The following is a 17,826-nucleotide window of genomic DNA, read 5'->3' as shown; positions in this document are numbered from 1 at the left end:
CTGTCGTGAAGTGTTAGTAAAACCGTTTTTTGGGGAAACCATACAGCATGAGTTTGATGACCAAGCTAGGCCTGCGGACACTTGTAGCGTCGTGCCTGATCGCCGTTGGCGGTGCAGCTAACGCACAACTCAACGTACTCGTGACGGGCGTCGGGTCCACCCAGTTTCCAATCGCCACGGCGAATTTCGCCAATGAGGCGAATTCGCCGCAGCAGGTCAGCACGATCGTGCGTCAGGATCTGGAGCGCAGCGGAAAATTCACGAACATCGACGCGGGTTCCACGCCGGTGTCGGAAACCGATTCCGTCGACCTCGGCAGCTGGAAAGCCAAGGGCGCGAATGCGTTCGTGTCGGGCAGCGTGAACCGCCTGCCGAACGGTCAATACGAAGTGCGCTTCAAGCTGTACGACACCGTCAAGGGCGAAAGCCTCGGCGGCCTCGTACTGGTGAGCCCGGCAAGCGGTTTGCGCATGAGCGCGCACAAGGTCGCCGATTACATCTACGCGAAGCTGATGGGCGGTCGCGGTGTGTTCGCCACGCGTCTGTCGTATGTGATCAAGACGGGCGGCCGTTATCAGCTGCAAATCTCGGATTCGGACGGCCAGGACGCGCACATCGCGCTGTCGAGCCCCGAGCCGATCATCTCGCCGGCGTGGTCGCCGGACGGCACCAAGGTCGCTTACGTTTCGTTTGAAAAGAAGAAGCCGATCGTCTACATCCACGATCTGCCTACGGGCCGTCGTGTGGTCGTGTCGGACCAGAAGGGCAATAACAGCGCGCCGGCGTGGTCGCCGGATGGACGCACGCTGGCCGTCGCGCTTTCGCGCACCGGCAACACGCAGATTTTCGCGGTCAATGCAGACGGCAGCGGCTTGCGCCGACTCACGCAAGGCAGCTCGATCGACACCGAGCCGACCTACTCTCCCGACGGTCAGTCGATCTATTTCACGAGCGACCGTGGCGGTGCACCGCAGATCTACAAGATGTCGATCCAGGGCGAAAGCGCAGGTCCTGCGCAACGCGTCACGTTCACGGGCAGCTACAACACCAGCCCGCGCGTGAGCCCGGACGGCAAGCAGCTCGCTTATATCTCGCGCGTCGGCGGCGGGTTCAAACTTTATATCCAGGACCTGCAAGGCAACACAGCCACAGGCCTGACGGACACGACACATGACGAATCGCCGAGCTTCGCGGCGAACGGTCAGTACATTCTTTACGCCACACAGGTGAACGGCCGTGGCGTGTTGGCCGCAGTATCGACCGACGGTCGCACTCGGCAGGTCCTGTCCGTTCAGGGCGGCAGCGTGCGCGAGCCGTCCTGGGGCCCGTTTATGCAATAACGTTGATGCAATAACACAAGGAGAGTAACCAAAATGATGTCCAAACTTCGTTTCGTATTTGCTGTATTGATGGTCGGCGCGCTGGCTGCATGTCACTCGGGCGTCAAGCTCGACGAAAACGCTAACAAGGGCGGTGCAGTTTCGACGCAACCGAACCCGACCGATGTCGCACAGGTCAACGTCGACCCGCTGAACGACCCGAATAGCCCGCTCGCCAAGCGCAGCATCTATTTTGATTTCGACAGCTACTCGGTGAAGGACGACTACCAGTCGCTGCTGCAACAACACGCGCAATACCTGAAGAGCCACCCGCAACGTCACGTCCTGATCCAGGGCAACACCGACGAACGCGGCACGAGCGAGTACAACCTGGCACTCGGCCAGAAGCGTGCTGAAGCTGTTCGCCGTTCGCTGTCGCTGATGGGCGTTGCTGACTCGCAAATGGAAGCTGTGAGCCTCGGCAAGGAAAAGCCGCAAGCTGACGGTCATGACGAATCGTCGTGGGCACAAAACCGCCGCGCCGACCTCGTGTATCAACAGTAAGTCAACGGGTGATGAGCCGAATGACGCATCGTTTCTCCTGGCCGCGGTTTGCGGCAGCGGCCTGTGTCGCAGGCACGGCCTTCGCGGCTGTGCCCGCACATGCAGGCATCTTCGACGACGATCAGGCCCGTCAGGCCATTCTCGATCTGCGTTCGAAGACCGATAGTTTGTCGAGCCAGCTGTCGGCCGCACAGCGCACGATCCTCGATCAGTCCAACCGTCTCGATCAGCTGAATCAGCAGGTCGCGACGTTGCGTGGGCAGAACGAGGACATGGGCAACCAGCTCACCACGCTGCAAAAGCAGCAGAAGGACTACTACACCGATCTGGACACGCGCCTGAAGAAATTCGAGCCGCAGCAACAGACGGTGGATGGCGTTCAGGGCCAGGTGCAGCCGGGCGAAACCGATTCGTTCAATGCGGCTTCGCAGCAGTTCCGCAGCGGCGACTTCAAGAATGCGGCGGCGTCGTTCCGCAGCTTCATCTCCAAGTATCCGGACAGTCCTTATCAGCCGACCGCGCAGTACTGGCTCGGCAACGCGCTGTATGCACTGCGCGATTACAAGGGCTCGACGGCGACCTGGCAGGGTGTGGTGGCGAAGTATCCGCAGCATCCGCGTGCGCCGGAAGCATTGCTGGCGATTGCGAACAATCAGCTCGAGCAAGGTCAGAAGGCTGCGGCCAAGAAGACGCTGGAGCAGATCGTCGCACAGTACAGCGGCTCGGATGTCGCACAGACAGCGCAGAGCAAGCTGTCGCAGATCAAGTAGTTGCGGTTAGGTAGTTGCAGTAACGCGCAGTGTCCGAAGCTATAGTCACGCGCGCCTCTCGCTGGAGAGCCCGGGGTAGACATACCTCGGGTTTTTCATTGTTTGAAGTATCGATAGCTAATGTTAAGCCAAAGGGTTGACAGCCTCCAAAGGCTATCGATATAATCTCGCTTCTCTTTTGGGTCGTTAGCTCAGCTGGTAGAGCAGCGGACTTTTAATCCGTTGGTCACAGGTTCGAATCCCGTACGGCCTACCAAAGATACGAAGGGCCCAGCGCACGCTGGGCCCTTTTTCGTTTCTGCGCCGTTTCTTTCTACTTCGTAGAACCCTTGTCTCGGCTGCCCATCGCGATATAGCGATACTCAGGCTCCAGCACCTCTTGATATTGACTCTGACGACGCCTGAGCGGCTTTCGAAGAAGGCAACGGAACAACCGCAATAGCAGCCGCCCAGTTCGAAGCTGAATCAGTCGCGCCCTCCATATTCAACCGGCCAACCGGCTCAATCATTGTGCTGACAACATGTCATCCCGCAGTGGACATATCTCTCCAATTTGACCCGCAGCCGTTAAAACCGCGAGCGCGATCAGGCGCGCCGTCACCCCAAAACGCTGCTTCGCCGCGCATCCGCTTTCCGCCTGCCACCCGCTCCATGCCTACGGCACGCGCACGCACCAACCCCGACCCCCGACTACTGCCACGACCACCCGTCAGCCACCGTTGACCGCCGAGCATCTGAACTACGGCTCCATACCCATAAAAAAACACCCCGGAACTCAGACAAGTGCCTGAGTTCCGGGGTGCGGCTCAATTCAACGTGGCGCGTTCGCCACCCAAACAGTCTTACACCGAGAAAGACGTTGCCGACAGGGTCGACGACGCATTCTGGATCGTCGTGAAGCTGACGGTCTGCCAATCCGTGGTCAGGTAAATGAAACGGCCGTTACCCGCACCAGCGTTAGTGCTGTAGCTGCTGTTCCAGCCCGCAGTCAGGGACTGCCACCAGTCGGCGCCCAGCGAAATGATATAGCTGGTATTGATATTGGGATCAGTCGTGCCGGTCGGCGCGGCAATCTTTGCTTCACACGTCGTGATGACACCCTGCGCACCCGCAGGAAGCGTTGTTCTGTCCGACGGCCAGAACTGGAACGAGTCGGCAGGATTCAGCGTCACCGTGGTCACCCCACCGGAATTCGTCAGCTCGGTGGCAAACGAGGTGTTATCCGCGAAGGTCGGCAGCATCAGCGCGCCGGCGATCGTGCCTTGATCCTGCACCAGCGTCAGACCACCGGACGAATCCAGCACGTAGGTCTTGAAATTGCGCAACTGAAGGACATCGGCGGCCGCTGTGGTGCCCGATCCGTTCGCGAACTGAACCTGGCCCCAGCCGGTAATCGCGGTGAATCCGGACGGCGGAGTGCTTTGCCAGATGCAGGGCGCAGCGGCCCAGTCATAACTGATTGGCACGCCCTTCGGATTCGCTTCATGCGGCAACTGCATTTGTGCGACAGCCTGAGCCACGGTCATGGTGCCAGTATCGGTCGTCGCGGCCGTGGTGGTGCTGCTCGCTGCAGCAGTCGACGTGGAAGACGACGACGTGGATCTACTATTGCTTCGGCCCTTGGCGCGATTGGCGACAGCATCGGCATTAGACGAATCACTATTGCCGCCACCACCGCACGCAGCGAGAAGGAGAGCGCCGCCGCCTGCGACGAAGGAGCCAAGCAACTTACGACGAACTGCGGTTTTTGTATTGACTACAGTGCTTTCAACCTGGTTGTTCTTCGAAAACATCAATCTTTCCAATGGGTCGCGCGCATAGGCCGTGCAAATCCGGTCCTGCGACATCAGCCGCACGCGAGGTTTTAAGGCGGATACCAGCGCAAAAAAGGAGGGTGGCAAACGTTTGCGCTACCCAGCGCTCGACAGCCGCGCGCGTTGAGCGGCGGCTCCGAAAAGGCATCTCAGCGGATTAAGACGAACTTACGGATTGGAGGAACCAGAGTTTCTGGAACAACTCGCGCGTCACGTCTCGATGAGACCGTGAGCGGGCCGATGAGACATTGAACGTAGTCGGTAATAGTTATCGACTGGCAATAATATTACCTGATGTAACCGCGGAAATTCTACCGTGTTGTTGTTACATGATGTACGTTTGTAACTTTTTATTGTTTTAAAACCTGCCATTTTCGCTAAAAATTTTATACGCCAAGGAAAAATGAAAATTAAATCTAATAGAACGACTATTATTTGTTCGCACTCGGCTATGTTTATCGGCGTGACATTTAATAAGAACGAAATTCATTTGTATGAACAAATAATCAATAAAAAATATCGGGTTACACAATGGATGCATTAGCGGCCCTTACCCTTTGCTTTGTATAGCAAAACGCGACCTTCTTCGTCTTACGCCAAAAACCAGCATTAGCCAGACATACGACGACTTAAAATGAATCTCATTCATCCAGACTCTTTATGTAGCTAAATGTTTTAAACGCAACCATTAACCAAACAGTTAAAAAATGTCAGCGATTGGCGGAAAAAGCCAGTTGCTTTTCGCTAGCCATCTCTATTTGTAAGCAGATTTTCCAAAAACTTTGAAATCGAGAATAAATCCAGGGTTTTTACTAGGCCATTCTGTATCCTTAATTAATCTGACGTAAGGAATTGGTAGCAACTTCCGCCAGCGAGCCACAGTCTGCCGAAGGTCTTAATACTGCGGGGGTGCCTATAAACACTGACTGCGCTTTATGAACCAGCATTTCTTGCGGGCCTCATCCAGGGCGGCTACGTATCCACGAAAGCGCGGGAAAGAAGTCTGCAGAGCCGCCCGGCGGGGGGCGCAAGCAGGACAGGTGGAGCAGGTGTAACGCGACGAAGCACGCGGGCCAATGCCGAAATGGCTCAAGTGGCGATTAGATAGTCGCATGCAACACTTATTAGCAGTTATCAATCGGAAAAGCGTCAGGAGCTGGGTTTCGGAGCGCGAAGCCGAAAACTACCGCGCGAGAGCGGCGGGGTAACGTGATTTTCGATATGCCGAACCGCTTCGTCATGGATCAGAGCCTCGCTCGCCCCCCCGCCGTTCCTGCTAAGCGTCATCAGATGTCGGAACGACTCTGGGAGAAGTCGCCGGACGACCTCCTTTAGAGTTCGCTACCGCACATTTCAACTCCTTACCCGCTCGTATATTCGTATGAACACTTCGATGAACCTTCGATGCCTACTCGATCAGACGTCGACGGAATCGTTTTAAACAGGGCGCGAATGCACCCGTTTCTCGTGGGGTATCTATCTTGATAGGAGCTCCAAATATGACGTTCCTCCCTCACCCCTCCCCTACCCCACCCATCGGGATCAATTCGCGTGTGCCAGCCTTTTCACCAAAACCAGAGCAGATCGCCGCATCGCAAATGAGCGCCTTCGCCGCAGTTCTGGAAGCGCGCACTGGTTTATCCCTGTCCGATTACGCGCGCCTGCATGAGTTTTCGGTACGGGAATATCGAACTTTCTGGCGCAGCCTGATCGAGTGGTGCGCGGATATACAAATCACGGGCGAGATTGAGCCCGTCTGCGTAGGCGACGAGATCGAACATGCGAGCTTTTTCCCTCGCCTGAACCTGAACTATGCGGACTGCCTGCTCGGCTTCAATGCCGCCGGCGCCGAGGCTCCAGCCCTCTCCGAGTGCCATGTCGACGCGCCGCCCCTATGTCTGACGCGCGGCGAATTACGCGCGCGAGTCGCCAGTCTGGCCGGCACGCTCGAACGTCTTGGTTTGCGCAGCGGCGATCGTGTTGCAATGATCATGCGCAACGATGCGCAGGCCGTCGTCAGCACGCTGGCCGTCGCCGCGCTTGGCGCTACGGTCGCAAGCGCGGCACCGGAAATGGGCGCCGATGCACTGCTCGATCGCTTCTCGCCGCTCGCTCCGAGACTGCTGTTCGCACACACAGCAACACGTACGTTCGACAGGGGAACGCCGCCCGCCGATAACATCGCCAGCCTCACATCGGCAATGCCTTCGCTCGAAGGCATTATTAGTCTCGATGACGGACCGCTGCCGGACAATGTCACGCTGCCGGTCCACTCCCTCGGCGCCCTGATTGCACAGTCCGATCCGGCCGACTTCGTCTGGCGCCGCTTCCCGTTCAATCACCCGCTATTCATCATGTTTTCGTCGGGTACGACCGGCAAGCCAAAGTGCATCGTGCATGGTGCCGGCGGCACGCTCCTCGAACACTTGAAGGAGCACCGACTGCACACCGACTTGCACCCCGGGGACAAGCTTTATTTCCAGACCAGTTGCGCGTGGATGATGTGGAATTGGCAGCTCTCGGCGTTGGCATCCGGGGTCGAAGTCATCACATACGACGGGCCGCTGTCGACGGTCGACACTTTGTGGCGGCTGGCGGCCCAGCAACGGGCGAACGTGTTCGGCACAAGTCCCGCGTATCTGAAGATGTGCGAGCAGGTGGGACTCGAGCCCGCGCAGCAATTCGATCTGTCCGCATTGCGCGCGGTGCTGTCGACCGGCGCGGTCCTGTTCGACTCGCAGTACGACTGGGTGCGCGAACACGTCGGACCACTGCCACTGCAGTCGATTTCAGGAGGCACCGATATCGTCGGCTGCTTTGTACTTGGCAATCCGAACTTACCGGTCTACGCGGGCGAAGCGCAATGCCGAAGTCTCGGCCTCGACGTCCAGGCGTGGAAAGACGGCAAGCCGGCAGTGGAAGTCGGACATCTCGTGTGCACCAATCCGTTTCCATCGCGGCCGCTCGGTTTTTTCGGCGATGCCGACGGGGCGCGCTTTCACGCGTCGTACTTCGCGGCTAATCCTGGTGTCTGGACTCACGGCGATCTGATCGAATTGACGCCGCGGGGATCGGCGCGACTGCACGGACGCGTCGACGGCGTGCTGAACGTCGGAGGCGTGAACGTCGGACCCGCGGAAATCTATCGCATTCTGAACGACATTCCCGGCATACAGGAGGCGATGGTCGTCGATTCTAATACTGGGGACGCCTCGCCCAATGCAGGCCGCCATCGCGCGAACGCAATGACGACTGATGGCTCGCACGGTCGCGGCATCGTTTTGCTGCTGGTATTGCAAAGCGGCGTTGAGCTTTCCGCCGCATTGCAGTCGCGCGTGCGCCGTGACCTGGTTCGCCGCGGCTCGGCTTCGCACGTGCCGGATCTGATCCTTGCGGTCGACGCGCTGCCGACCACACATAGCGGCAAGCCGTCGGAAGCCGCAGCACGCGACGCGCTCAACGGACTGCCGGCCAGAAACGCAGCGGCGCTGCGCAATCCCGAGTGTCTGGACGCTATCCGCCGGCAAACTTCGTCGACTGAAGCGGCCAGCGCGTTGCCGTCGCCCGGCAACACCCGTGAACAGATGGAGTCGTACCTGCGGGCGCTATGGGAACGCATGTTCGGTTTCGGGCCGATAGACCGCGACGATAACTTCTTCGATCTGGGCGGCGACTCACTTCTCGCGTCGGAGATGGCGACCCATATTCACGAGACAAGCGGGTGCACGCTTTCTTTTGCGAACCTGATGGCCGCGCCGACCATCGCGCAGATTGCCGATATCCTGGAAGCCGGGCCTGCAACCGCGACCTCGGGCACCCTGGTGCTGATGCGCACGGGCAGCGGAACGCCGCTGATTCTCGCGCACAGTGTCACCGGCTCGGTGATGGAGTGCCGGGCGCTGATCGGCGCATTGCGAACGGAAAGACCGGTGTACGGACTCAACGCACAAGGTCTCGACGGCGAGGGGCCGCTGCAACTGCACGTAGTCGAGATGGCGCGCGCTTACCTCGCTCAAATACGCCGGTTGCAGCCGCACGGACCGTACGCGCTGGCGGGTTACTCGTTCGGAGGGTTGATCGCCCTTGAGATTGCACAGCAACTCCATCGCGCAGGCGAACCCATCGAATTACTGTGTCTGCTCGACACGCATGTCAGCGAGCATTTTCTGCCGTGGAATGCGTGGATGCGTTACGAAACGCGCTACGTCGCCCAGCAATGGCGGACGTTCCGCGATATGTCGCCGGCACAGCGCATTCGCTACATGTCCGCCAAGGTCGTTGGGGCAATGGACCGGCTACGCCTACGCCTGGGATACCAGGCGCACCGGGCCGAACCCAATGCGCTCGGATTGCCGCCGATGCTGCTGCGCGTCCGCAAGGCAATGCAGGTCGCCATGGCCACGTACCGGCCGAAGCGATACAGCGCCGGGCCGATTCTGTATGTACGCGCGTTGATCCGAACGGAGGGTCCCGGCGATCCGTTACCGTTGTGGAGGCGGGTAGCACGCGGAGGGCTGAAGGTCATCGACGTGGCGGCAGGCCATAGCGACATGATCGCCAGTCCGAAGGCGGATACGGTTGCCGCAGCACTCGATGCGGCGCTGTCGCTCAGCCCGAGCCACGAATGCCTTGTCAGTGCAGGCGAACTACATTGAGAGCATGACGGCCTGAAGCAGATCGCTCTCCGCACAGGCGTTTCCGATATCGAATTACCGCTGAATACGGAACGAGGCAACACCTGCTGCGGTACGATAGTGGGCAACGTACTCCGATACCGCGAAACAGGTCGTCTTGCCGAAGACGCTGAGCACATCAATAAAAAGACGGGTGAAACCGCCCGTCTTTTCCATTTCCGGCGAGGACCGAGCTCGGCGAACACTCGCGCCGAGAATCCAGACTCGATCCGCGCGAGCCGATGGGCTTCTCATCGCGCAAATCTCATCAGAGAAATTCGAGGCACACCGCGCTCGAAACCGGATAGTCGTAACCCGTAAAGGCGAGTTCGCCGGTCTGCGCGTCGATCGAGAATACGCGGATGAACGCCTCGTCCTGCGATGCCGCCAGCAGGTACTCGCCATCGGGCGAGACGGCCAGATCGCGCGGCGTGCGGCCACCGAGACTCCACGTGCCGATCGGCGTCAACGAACCGGTCGTTTCGTCGACACGCGCGCCGAAGATCGAATCGTGTCCGCGATTGCCGACATAGACGAAGCGTCCCGACGGATGCAGGCGCATGCCGCCCGCGCCGCTATTCCCGGCGAAATCTTGCGGCAGACTCGACACTTCGCTGACGAGCGACACGTCGTCGCCGTCGAGCAGATACATCCGCACAGTCGACGACATTTCGTAATTGACCAGCATGTAAGCGCCGCTGTCAGTGAACAGCAGGTGACGCGGCCCCGCGCCCGGCGCCGCCATGACCGTCAGATCGGCAACCGGATTCACGTTCGCGCCATTCAACGGATGACGCACGACCGCATCCACACCAAGGTCGGCCAGATAGACATGGCGACGATCCGGGCCGACCCGCGCGCAATGAGCATGCGGGCCGTCCTGACGATCGCTGTCCGGCCCTGTGCCGTCACGGGTCAGCACGATCGGCTCGCCTGACGGCACGCCATTCGCATCGAGCAAATACGACAGCACTTCGCCAGTCAGATAGTTCGATACCAGCAGCAGCGAGCGGTCGTTATCGACCGAGACGTGACACGGCCAGACGCCTTGCGTGGGCGTGTCGTGCAACAGTGTCAGCGTGTGATTTGCCGCGTCGAGTTCGTAGGTGCTGACGCCGGGGTTATCTTCGGCATTGACCTCGCGCACCGCGTACAGCCTGCGCCGATCCGCCGACAACGTCAGATACGATGGATTCACCGCTTCTTCCACAGCGAGTTCACTGAGACGGCCCGTCGACGGATCGAAGCCCAGCAGATAAATGCCTCTCCCCTTGCCATCTACATGGGGCATTTTCAGTGTGTATGTGCCGACTGCCAGGATTGCCGCTGCGGTTTGCTGCTGAGTCACGTCTGTCTCCTCGATTGATATGGGCGTGCTGTATCGGCACCCACGCTGCGAAATATTACGCTACGCGTGCCCACACGAAATTGCGTTCCTGAATGGCGACTGTCATCGACCGGTTGGTCGCGCTGACATCCGGCGAGTTCGACAATCACATCGAGTGAGGATCGATAAGCCGTCAACACCTCGCCGAACACTTCAAGCCCTATCGCATTCCTCACGAACAAGACCGCATTTTCTCACGCTGCCTACCGCCGTTTCGCCGATACCAGTCAGCCATTTCCCGCATCAGACTCAGCATCACGGACGACATACAACGGACGCCCAAGCTCGCCATTTATCGAGATAGAAAGATATGCAATGATCGCCGCCGATCCAGCCAGGCATGCTGAGACATCGCGCGAGCAAACGCTTCGGCCATGCCGCGGCCCTGCATATTCAATCAATCGATATGACCCATTTCCTGCTCGATCTCGTCTCGAACCTCGCGCTGCTTGTGATCGTTCGGATTGCGTGTCATCTGTATAACCGGTTCGCGCCGGGGCGGCCGGTCAATGGCTCTCACGTGTTCGTCACGCTCGCGCTGTTCGCGCTTCTTCTCGATGCAGCGCTGACCTTCGTCGTGTTCGCGGATTCGCAGAGCCGCTACGGCCAGTTCAGCTCGCCCGATGCGTTCGTCGAACGAGCCTGCGCGTATGGACTCGCGATTGCTGCCGCCGTCGTGTGGAGTTACGTCGCCCGCCGTGCGCGGCCGCGACAGGTTAGCGCCGACGAGCCGGTTGTGATCAGCACATCGCAGTATTCGGAGTCGCATCTGCATAGGTAGGACGAGCGCCGTGCAGCTTGCGCCACACGCCACAAGATTCAGCGCCGGAAAGACGCCTCACATTCGAAAGACGCGCGCGCCGCTCGCCCGAACAGACAACCGCCAGAACACTTGCCATTCCCGCCAGGCCGCCCTCCTCGCGGTCTGGAACGGTCCTTGCACATGCGCGCGCCGTCGCCTATAACTCCCGAAGACCGAGAGTTACCGCTTGCGCCCCTCGCCGGGCATTTGCCGCTGTATTGCGCCACCGTCGTTCAATCAGTCGAAGGCAACTTACCCAACGAGGGACATCTTGGATCTCGATACCGTACGCGTGTTCATCATGACCCGGGGCGTCGACCTCGGCACCAAGGTTCTCGGGGCGATTGTCCTGTGGATTGTCGGCCGCTGGGTTATCGGCCTGATCACCGGTTTGCTGCGCAAGGTGCTCGCGCGCAACGGCCGAGTCGATCCCACGCTGGCTCATTACCTCGGCTCGATTCTCGGCGCCTTGCTGAACCTCCTGCTGATCCTCGCGATCCTGCAGGTGTTCGGCGTACAGACCACCTCGTTCGCTGCGCTGCTCGCCGGTCTCGGTCTCGCGATCGGCACCGCCTGGGGCGGTCTGCTCGCCCACTTCGCGGCGGGCATCTTCATGCAGGTGCTGCGGCCGTTCAAGGTCGGCGATTTCGTCACCGCTGGCGGCGTCACCGGTACGGTTTCAGAGTTGGGTCTGTTCGGCACCACGATCGTGACGCCGGACAACGTGACGACCATCGTCGGCAATAACAAGATCTTTTCCGACACGATCTCGAACTTCAGCGTGCTGCCGGTACGTCGCGTGGAACTGACCGCGAAGATCGCCAACGGCGTCGATCCCACCGATGCGATGAACCGGTTGAAGGCGGCGGTTTCGCAGATTCCGAACGTCGCCACCGATCCCGCTCCAGACATCGAAGTGTTGAGCTTCACGCCGGAAGGGCCGCTGCTATGCGTGCGTCCCTATACGGCCAACGAACATTACTGGCAGGTCTATTTCGACACGAACCGGACGATTGTCCAGACCTTCAAGGAAGCCGGTTATCCGACGCCGGAGACGCCGCTCGCACCGCGCGCGATTACCTGAGCGCGATGAGCTTATTCGCGGCGGCGGGCTGTTAGTGGCTAGTTAAGAGATCTTTGGCAACACCCGCATGCGCCGCTGATTCCAGACCGCAACTATCGACCAACGCAAAATGAAAAAAGGCGTCGCGAATCTCGCGACGCCTTTTGTTCGTCAGCGCCATTCATGCAGCCCTGACGCATCTCCGCAATAGCGCTTTAGCGGCTGCCTGCCTTCGCGTCGCCCTTGCGCAACATCTTCCACAACGCGCCGAGCAGAACCGGCACGATGGCCGCGCCGATACCCACCAGCACGATCACATTCAGATACTGGCGAATGAACGGAATGTTGCCGAAGAAGTAGCCGAGCAACACGAGCAGCAGCACCCACAACAGCGCGCCGATGATGTTGAACAACTGGAACCGGCTGACCGTCATCTCCGACGCGCCCGCCACGAACGGCGCGAAAGTCCGCACTACCGGAATGAAGCGCGCGAGCACGATCGTCTTGCCGCCGTGCTTCTCGTAGAAGTTGTGCGTCTTCTGCAGCGCTTTGCGGTCGAGAAAACGTTCGAGAAAAGGGATGTGCGAATTGAACACCCGAGGTCCGATAGCCCGGCCGATCATGTAGTTGACGGTATTGCCCGCGACCGCTGCGATCAGCAGCAACAGGATCAACGCGCCGAGGTTCATCTCACCGGTCGCGCAGAACGCGCCGCCGATGAACAGCAGCGAATCGCCTGGCAAAAACGGCAGAACGACCAGGCCGGTCTCGGCGAACACGATCAGGAACAGCACGGCGTAGACCCAGGCGCCGTACACGTGAATGAAGTCCCCGAGGAACTTGTCGATATGCAAGACAAGGTTGACGAAATGTAGCAACGTGTCCAAGGGGGCGTCCTCTGTTGAGCGTTGTGAAAACGGGGGTAATCGTGGAATACAGCCCGCGAAATACAGCCATGCGCGGCAGACTTGCGAACGATAGCGGCAGATAGCAACGAGCGCATGCTCGCCGCCCGAAATTGACCGCGTCATGATACCGAAAGTGCCCGGCCGCGATTAAAAATCTGCGGCCATTTAGTGCGCTCCCCGGCACGTCGTGACGAATCGTTATAATTTCGCCATGTCCGAATTTTCCGAAACGCCCGTCGGCTCCGCCGCTGCGGCCCCAGTGTCCGCTGCAGCTTCTGATGCCTCGTCTGCCGCGGCTTCTGCCAGAACGCCGCGCCCGTTACGCGCGATCCAGCCGCTCCCCGATCAACTGATCAGCCAGATCGCCGCCGGCGAAGTGGTCGAGCGGCCGGCTTCCGTGGTCAAGGAATTGCTGGAAAACGCGCTCGACGCGGGCGCGCAGACGCTGCGCATTCTGCTCGACGAAGGCGGCGTCAAACGGATCTCAATCACCGACGACGGCTGCGGCATTCCGGAAAACGAACTCGCGTTAGCGTTGATGCGTCACGCGACCAGCAAGATCCGCTCGCTCGCCGAACTTGAGGCGGTCGCCACGCTCGGCTTTCGCGGAGAAGCGCTGGCCTCGATTGCGTCGGTCGCGGAAATGACGATCACCAGCCGCACCGCCGACGCGCCGCATGCCGTGCGCGTGGACGCGCAAACCGGCGTGCTGAGCCCAGCGGCCGGCACCCAGGGCACGACGATCGAAGTGCGCGAGTTGTACTTCAACACGCCCGCGCGCCGCAAATTCCTGAAGAGCGAACAGACCGAACTCGGCCACTGTCTCGAACAGATTCGACGCGCGGCGCTCGCGCGGCCGGACGTCGCGATTTCGGTGCTGCATAACGGCAAGGCAGTCGAACACTGGAATGCGAGCGAACCGCCGGTGCGCGTCGCGAAGATTCTCGGCGAGACGTTCGCGACTGCCCATTTGCCGCTCGATGAATCCGCGGGTCCGCTGGCTGTTTATGGCTGCGCGGGTCTGCCGACCGCGAGCCGGGGCCGCGCCGACCAGCAGTATTTCTTCGTCAATGGCCGCTTCGTGCGTGACAAGCTGCTCACCCACGCGGTGCGCGCCGCTTATGAAGACGTGCTGCATGGCGATCGGTATCCGTCGTATGTGCTGTTTCTCGATCTGCCGCCTGAGGGCGTCGATGTGAACGTGCATCCGTCGAAGATCGAAGTGCGGTTTCGCGATTCGCGCTCGATCCACCAGTTCGTATTCCATGCGGTGCAGCGCGCGTTGGCGCGGCATGCGGGCGCATCACCGGAAACGACGTCGGGTGGACACGCGGCGCACCTGGAAGCGCCGGCCGGCAGCCCGGCTTCGTTTGGTGCGACGCCGTTGGGTGGCGCGGGCGTGGGCGGTAGCGGCTTTGGTTCGCCAGTGGGTGGTGGCTTTGGTGGCTCGGGCGGCGGCTTCGGCGGCTCGGGTGGCAACTCCGGCAGCGGCTTCGGAAGCTCATCGCAACCCGGCAACACGTGGATGCGCCAGGCGCGTATGACCCAAGGCACGTTGCCGGTCGCACAACCGCTGGCGTTTTACGACGCACTCTTTGGCCGCAAAGACACACAGTCGGGCACCGCCGAGGGCGCCACGCTTTTCGAAGCACGCGACTCCGCCGCTGAAAATTCATCCCCGTATAACGCATCGGCGCCTTACACGTCGCCCTCGTTCAACGCTCACGACGAGCAGCCGCTCGGCTTCGCGCTCGGCCAGATCCACGGCATTTACGTGCTCGCGCAGAACGCACACGGGCTCGTCATCGTGGACATGCACGCCGCGCACGAGCGCATTCTGTACGAGCAGTTCAAGAACGCGCTCGCCGATCGCGCAATCGCCGTGCAGCCTCTGCTGATTCCGCAGACGATGCCCGCCGATCCGATCGAAATCGGCACCGTGGAAGAAGAACGCGACACGCTCGACGCGCTCGGCTTTGACCTCGCCGTTCTGTCGCCGACCACGCTGGCGATCCGCGCGGTGCCCGCGTTGCTGAAAGACGCCGATCTGCAGGCGCTCGCGCGCGCGGTGCTGTCCGATCTGCACGCGTTCGGCGGCTCGCGCGTGTTGACCGAGCGTCAGCACGAACTGCTCGGCACGCTCGCGTGCCACCACGCGGTGCGCGCGAATCGCCGCCTCACGCTCGATGAAATGAACGCGCTGCTGCGTCAGATGGAAGCGACCGAGCGCGCCGACCAATGCAATCACGGGCGTCCGACGTGGTATCAGTTGACGCTGTCCGATCTCGATCGGCTGTTCATGCGCGGGCAATAACGTGCTGCATCCGGTTTGCCCATGACATTACGTCCTTCTTCCGACGCGCCCACGCCGATCCCCTGCCTGCTCGGCCCGACCGCATCCGGCAAGACCGCAGCCGCGCTGGCGCTGGCCGCGCGTCGTCCGGTGGAAATCATCAGTGTCGATTCGGCGCTGGTTTATCGCGAGATGGATATCGGCACCGCGAAGCCCACCGCCGACGAACGCGCGGTGGCGCCGCATCATCTGATCGATATCGTCGATCCGACCGATGCCTATTCGGCGGCGCAATTTCGCGCGGACACGTTGCGGCTGACCGCCGAAATCCACGCACGCGGACGGCTGCCGCTGCTGGTCGGCGGAACCATGTTGTATTACAAGGCGCTCACGCAAGGCCTGAACGACCTGCCCTCCGCCGATCCCGACACGCGCGCCACACTCGACGCCGACGCCGCCCGCGACGGCTGGCCGGCAATGCACGCGCGGCTCGAGTCCGTCGATCCGATCACGGCTGCACGTTTGGCGCCCAACGATTCGCAGCGCATTCAGCGCGCGCTCGAAGTGTTCATGCTGACAGGCCAGGCTATGTCGACTCTGCTCGCCGCGCCCACGCGTCAGGACGACGCCGCGAACGCCTGGCGATTTGTCCCAATTGCGCTGGAACCGTCCGACCGGAGCGTGCTGCATGCGCGCATCGAGAAGCGCTTCGACGCGATGCTGAACAGCGGTTTCATCGACGAAGTGGTGAAGTTGCGCGAACGCGGCGATTTATCGCCCGAGATGGCGTCGATGCGCTGCGTCGGCTATCGGCAGGCGTGGGAATACCTGGATGGCGCGACCGACTACGCGACGATGCGGGACAAGGGCGTGTTTGCTACGAGGCAACTGTGCAAGCGCCAGCTCACATGGCTGCGAAGCATGCCGGAGCGAGTGGTGGTCGATTGCTGCGATCCGCACGCGACTGCGCGGGTACTTGAAGTGGTTGAAACGCTGGTTTGAAGCTTTCCCTGACCGGGAGCTTCGATACGACGAATTCCTGAACTACCAACCCGCACGGCGCCTGCCTTTACAAGCCAGCCGCCGCGCGGGAGCCCCGCCTTTAGATCACAACCGTCTGAGCTTCACCGGCCGCGCTTTCGCGAATCGAGCCGATTTTCCAGACCAGTTCGCCCGCCGCCGACAGCAGACCGATAGCCGTTTCAGCGTCTTCCGCCGACACCACCACTGCCATGCCGATACCGCAGTTGAACACGCGATGCATTTCCGCATCGGCGACGCCGCCGTGCTTTTGCAGCCACGAGAACAGCGGCGGCAGCGGCCATGCGCGATGATCCAGCTCAGCCGTCAGACCTTCGCGCAGCACGCGCGGAATGTTTTCGACCAGACCGCCGCCCGTGATGTGTGCCATGCCCTTGATCGCGATCTGCTGACGCAGCGCCAGCAACGGCTTCACGTAAATATGCGTCGGCGCCATCAGCGCGTCGGCCAGCGAACGGCCGTCGAAATCGGCGTTCAGATCAGGCTTGGCACGCTCGATAATCTTGCGCACCAGCGAAAAACCGTTCGAATGGATACCGCTCGATGCCAGACCCAGCACCACGTCGCCCGGGGCAATCGTGCTGCCGTCGATAATCTCGCTCTTTTCGACCGCACCGACCGCGAAACCGGCCAGATCGTACTCGCCGTCCGGGTACATGCCCGGCATTTCCGCCGTTTCGCCGCCGATCAGCGCGCAACCCGACAGTTCGCAGCCGTAAGCGATACCCTTCACGACCGTGGCCGCCGTGGCGACGTCCAGCTTGCCGCACGCGAAGTAGTCGAGGAAGAACAGCGGCTCGGCGCCTTGCACCAGAATGTCGTTCACGCTCATCGCCACCAGATCCTGGCCGACGGTGTCGTGTTTGTTCAGTTCAAACGCGAGGCGCAGCTTGGTGCCCACGCCGTCGGTGCCCGATACGAGTACCGGCTCGCGGTATTTCTTCGGCACTTCGAACAGCGCGCCGAAACCGCCGATGCCACCCAGCACGCCGTCGCGCATCGTCTTTTTGGCAAAGGGCTTGATCGCGTCGACAAGGGCGTCGCCCGCGTCGATGTCCACGCCGGCGTCGCGATACGACAAACCTTGGGCGTCAGGGGCGGCGGATTTCGGTTGATTCATGGGGAAGAGCGAGAAGGTCGGTAAAATGCGATTTTACCCGATGCTGGCCGGCTGGCTGGAATTTGATTCATC

The 17,826-nt window shown here is 60.6% G+C and carries 12 protein-coding genes and 1 tRNA gene; 9 read left to right on the top strand and 4 right to left on the bottom strand.

From position 1 onward, the window contains the following. Positions 1 to 47 precede the first annotated feature (47 nt). From tolB to ABH945_RS13370, 4 genes are all read left to right on the top strand, one after another. Positions 48 to 1,340: a Tol-Pal system beta propeller repeat protein TolB gene (gene tolB / locus ABH945_RS13385; RefSeq protein ID WP_074763114.1), complete on the top strand. Its 1,293-nt coding sequence runs from the start codon at positions 48 to 50 to the stop codon at positions 1,338 to 1,340. A gap of 33 nt (positions 1,341 to 1,373) precedes the next feature. Further along, complete coding sequence (gene pal / locus ABH945_RS13380) at positions 1,374 to 1,883, top strand: peptidoglycan-associated lipoprotein Pal (protein WP_074763113.1); 510 nt, start codon at positions 1,374 to 1,376, stop codon at positions 1,881 to 1,883. A gap of 20 nt (positions 1,884 to 1,903) precedes the next feature. Next, complete coding sequence (ybgF, locus tag ABH945_RS13375; RefSeq protein WP_074763112.1) at positions 1,904 to 2,653, top strand: tol-pal system protein YbgF; 750 nt, start codon at positions 1,904 to 1,906, stop codon at positions 2,651 to 2,653. Between the two features lie 180 nt (positions 2,654 to 2,833). After that, positions 2,834 to 2,909, top strand: a tRNA-Lys gene (locus ABH945_RS13370). Positions 2,910 to 3,495: 586 nt separating this feature from the next. Here the strand turns inward: ABH945_RS13370 and ABH945_RS13365 are convergent. Further along, positions 3,496 to 4,179 carry a hypothetical protein gene (locus tag ABH945_RS13365; RefSeq protein WP_429250794.1) on the bottom strand — a complete coding sequence of 228 codons (684 nt, stop codon included), beginning with the start codon at positions 4,177 to 4,179 and terminating at the stop codon, positions 3,496 to 3,498. 1,787 nt (positions 4,180 to 5,966) lie between these two features. On the opposite strand from ABH945_RS13365, the gene ABH945_RS13360 reads away from it, so the two are divergent. Beyond that, on the top strand, positions 5,967 to 9,122 hold the full coding sequence (locus tag ABH945_RS13360) for an acetoacetate--CoA ligase (protein ID WP_429250793.1): 3,156 nt from the start codon (positions 5,967 to 5,969) through the stop codon (positions 9,120 to 9,122). Between the two features lie 286 nt (positions 9,123 to 9,408). Here the strand turns inward: ABH945_RS13360 and ABH945_RS13355 are convergent, their stop codons facing one another. Beyond that, a complete protein-coding gene (locus ABH945_RS13355; protein ID WP_429250792.1) occupies positions 9,409 to 10,488 on the bottom strand; it encodes a lactonase family protein in 1,080 nt (359 codons plus the stop codon). A 379-nt stretch (positions 10,489 to 10,867) separates the two neighbouring features. On the opposite strand from ABH945_RS13355, the gene ABH945_RS13350 reads away from it, so the two are divergent. Together ABH945_RS13350 and ABH945_RS13345 are read left to right on the top strand one after the other, a co-directional pair. Next, complete coding sequence (locus ABH945_RS13350; protein WP_429250791.1) at positions 10,868 to 11,308, top strand: hypothetical protein; 441 nt, start codon at positions 10,868 to 10,870, stop codon at positions 11,306 to 11,308. A gap of 292 nt (positions 11,309 to 11,600) precedes the next feature. Continuing rightward, positions 11,601 to 12,413: a mechanosensitive ion channel family protein gene (locus tag ABH945_RS13345; RefSeq protein WP_074763109.1), complete on the top strand. Its 813-nt coding sequence runs from the start codon at positions 11,601 to 11,603 to the stop codon at positions 12,411 to 12,413. A 194-nt stretch (positions 12,414 to 12,607) separates the two neighbouring features. Here the strand turns inward: ABH945_RS13345 and ABH945_RS13340 are convergent, their stop codons facing one another. Beyond that, positions 12,608 to 13,279, bottom strand: coding sequence for a VTT domain-containing protein (locus ABH945_RS13340; protein ID WP_074763108.1), 672 nt, complete (start codon positions 13,277 to 13,279; stop codon positions 12,608 to 12,610). Positions 13,280 to 13,511: 232 nt separating this feature from the next. Between ABH945_RS13340 and mutL the strand changes: the two genes are divergently transcribed. Both mutL and miaA read left to right on the top strand, forming a co-directional pair. After that, positions 13,512 to 15,614 (top strand): DNA mismatch repair endonuclease MutL, encoded by a 2,103-nt coding sequence (gene mutL / locus ABH945_RS13335; protein WP_074766267.1) that lies wholly within the window; start codon positions 13,512 to 13,514, stop codon positions 15,612 to 15,614. A 21-nt stretch (positions 15,615 to 15,635) separates the two neighbouring features. Further along, positions 15,636 to 16,595 (top strand): tRNA (adenosine(37)-N6)-dimethylallyltransferase MiaA, encoded by a 960-nt coding sequence (miaA, locus tag ABH945_RS13330; protein WP_074763107.1) that lies wholly within the window; start codon positions 15,636 to 15,638, stop codon positions 16,593 to 16,595. Between the two features lie 100 nt (positions 16,596 to 16,695). Here the strand turns inward: miaA and purM are convergent, their stop codons facing one another. Beyond that, positions 16,696 to 17,754, bottom strand: coding sequence for a phosphoribosylformylglycinamidine cyclo-ligase (purM, locus tag ABH945_RS13325; RefSeq protein ID WP_074763106.1), 1,059 nt, complete (start codon positions 17,752 to 17,754; stop codon positions 16,696 to 16,698). Positions 17,755 to 17,826: the final 72 nt, after the last annotated feature.

The sequence above is a fragment of the Paraburkholderia sp. GAS333 genome (assembly GCF_050435665.1).
Classification (GTDB): Bacteria; Pseudomonadota; Gammaproteobacteria; order Burkholderiales; family Burkholderiaceae; genus Paraburkholderia; species Paraburkholderia fungorum_A.
Note: the sequence above shows the minus strand (reverse complement) of the source record. Positions and strands in the feature narration are given on the sequence as shown.

Excerpts from the sequence above, each read along its gene's own strand:
- ABH945_RS13365 (WP_429250794.1), bottom strand. The coding sequence starts at position 4,179 with ATGACCGTGGCTCAGGCTGTCGCACAAATGCAGTTGCCGCATGAAGCG.
- ABH945_RS13350 (WP_429250791.1), top strand. The coding sequence starts at position 10,868 with ATGCTGAGACATCGCGCGAGCAAACGCTTCGGCCATGCCGCGGCCCTG.
- purM (WP_074763106.1), bottom strand. The coding sequence starts at position 17,754 with ATGAATCAACCGAAATCCGCCGCCCCTGACGCCCAAGGTTTGTCGTAT.
- pal (WP_074763113.1), top strand. The coding sequence starts at position 1,374 with ATGATGTCCAAACTTCGTTTCGTATTTGCTGTATTGATGGTCGGCGCG.
- ABH945_RS13360 (WP_429250793.1), top strand. The coding sequence starts at position 5,967 with ATGACGTTCCTCCCTCACCCCTCCCCTACCCCACCCATCGGGATCAAT.
- tolB (WP_074763114.1), top strand. The coding sequence starts at position 48 with ATGAGTTTGATGACCAAGCTAGGCCTGCGGACACTTGTAGCGTCGTGC.
- mutL (WP_074766267.1), top strand. The coding sequence starts at position 13,512 with ATGTCCGAATTTTCCGAAACGCCCGTCGGCTCCGCCGCTGCGGCCCCA.
- miaA (WP_074763107.1), top strand. The coding sequence starts at position 15,636 with ATGACATTACGTCCTTCTTCCGACGCGCCCACGCCGATCCCCTGCCTG.
- ybgF (WP_074763112.1), top strand. The coding sequence starts at position 1,904 with ATGACGCATCGTTTCTCCTGGCCGCGGTTTGCGGCAGCGGCCTGTGTC.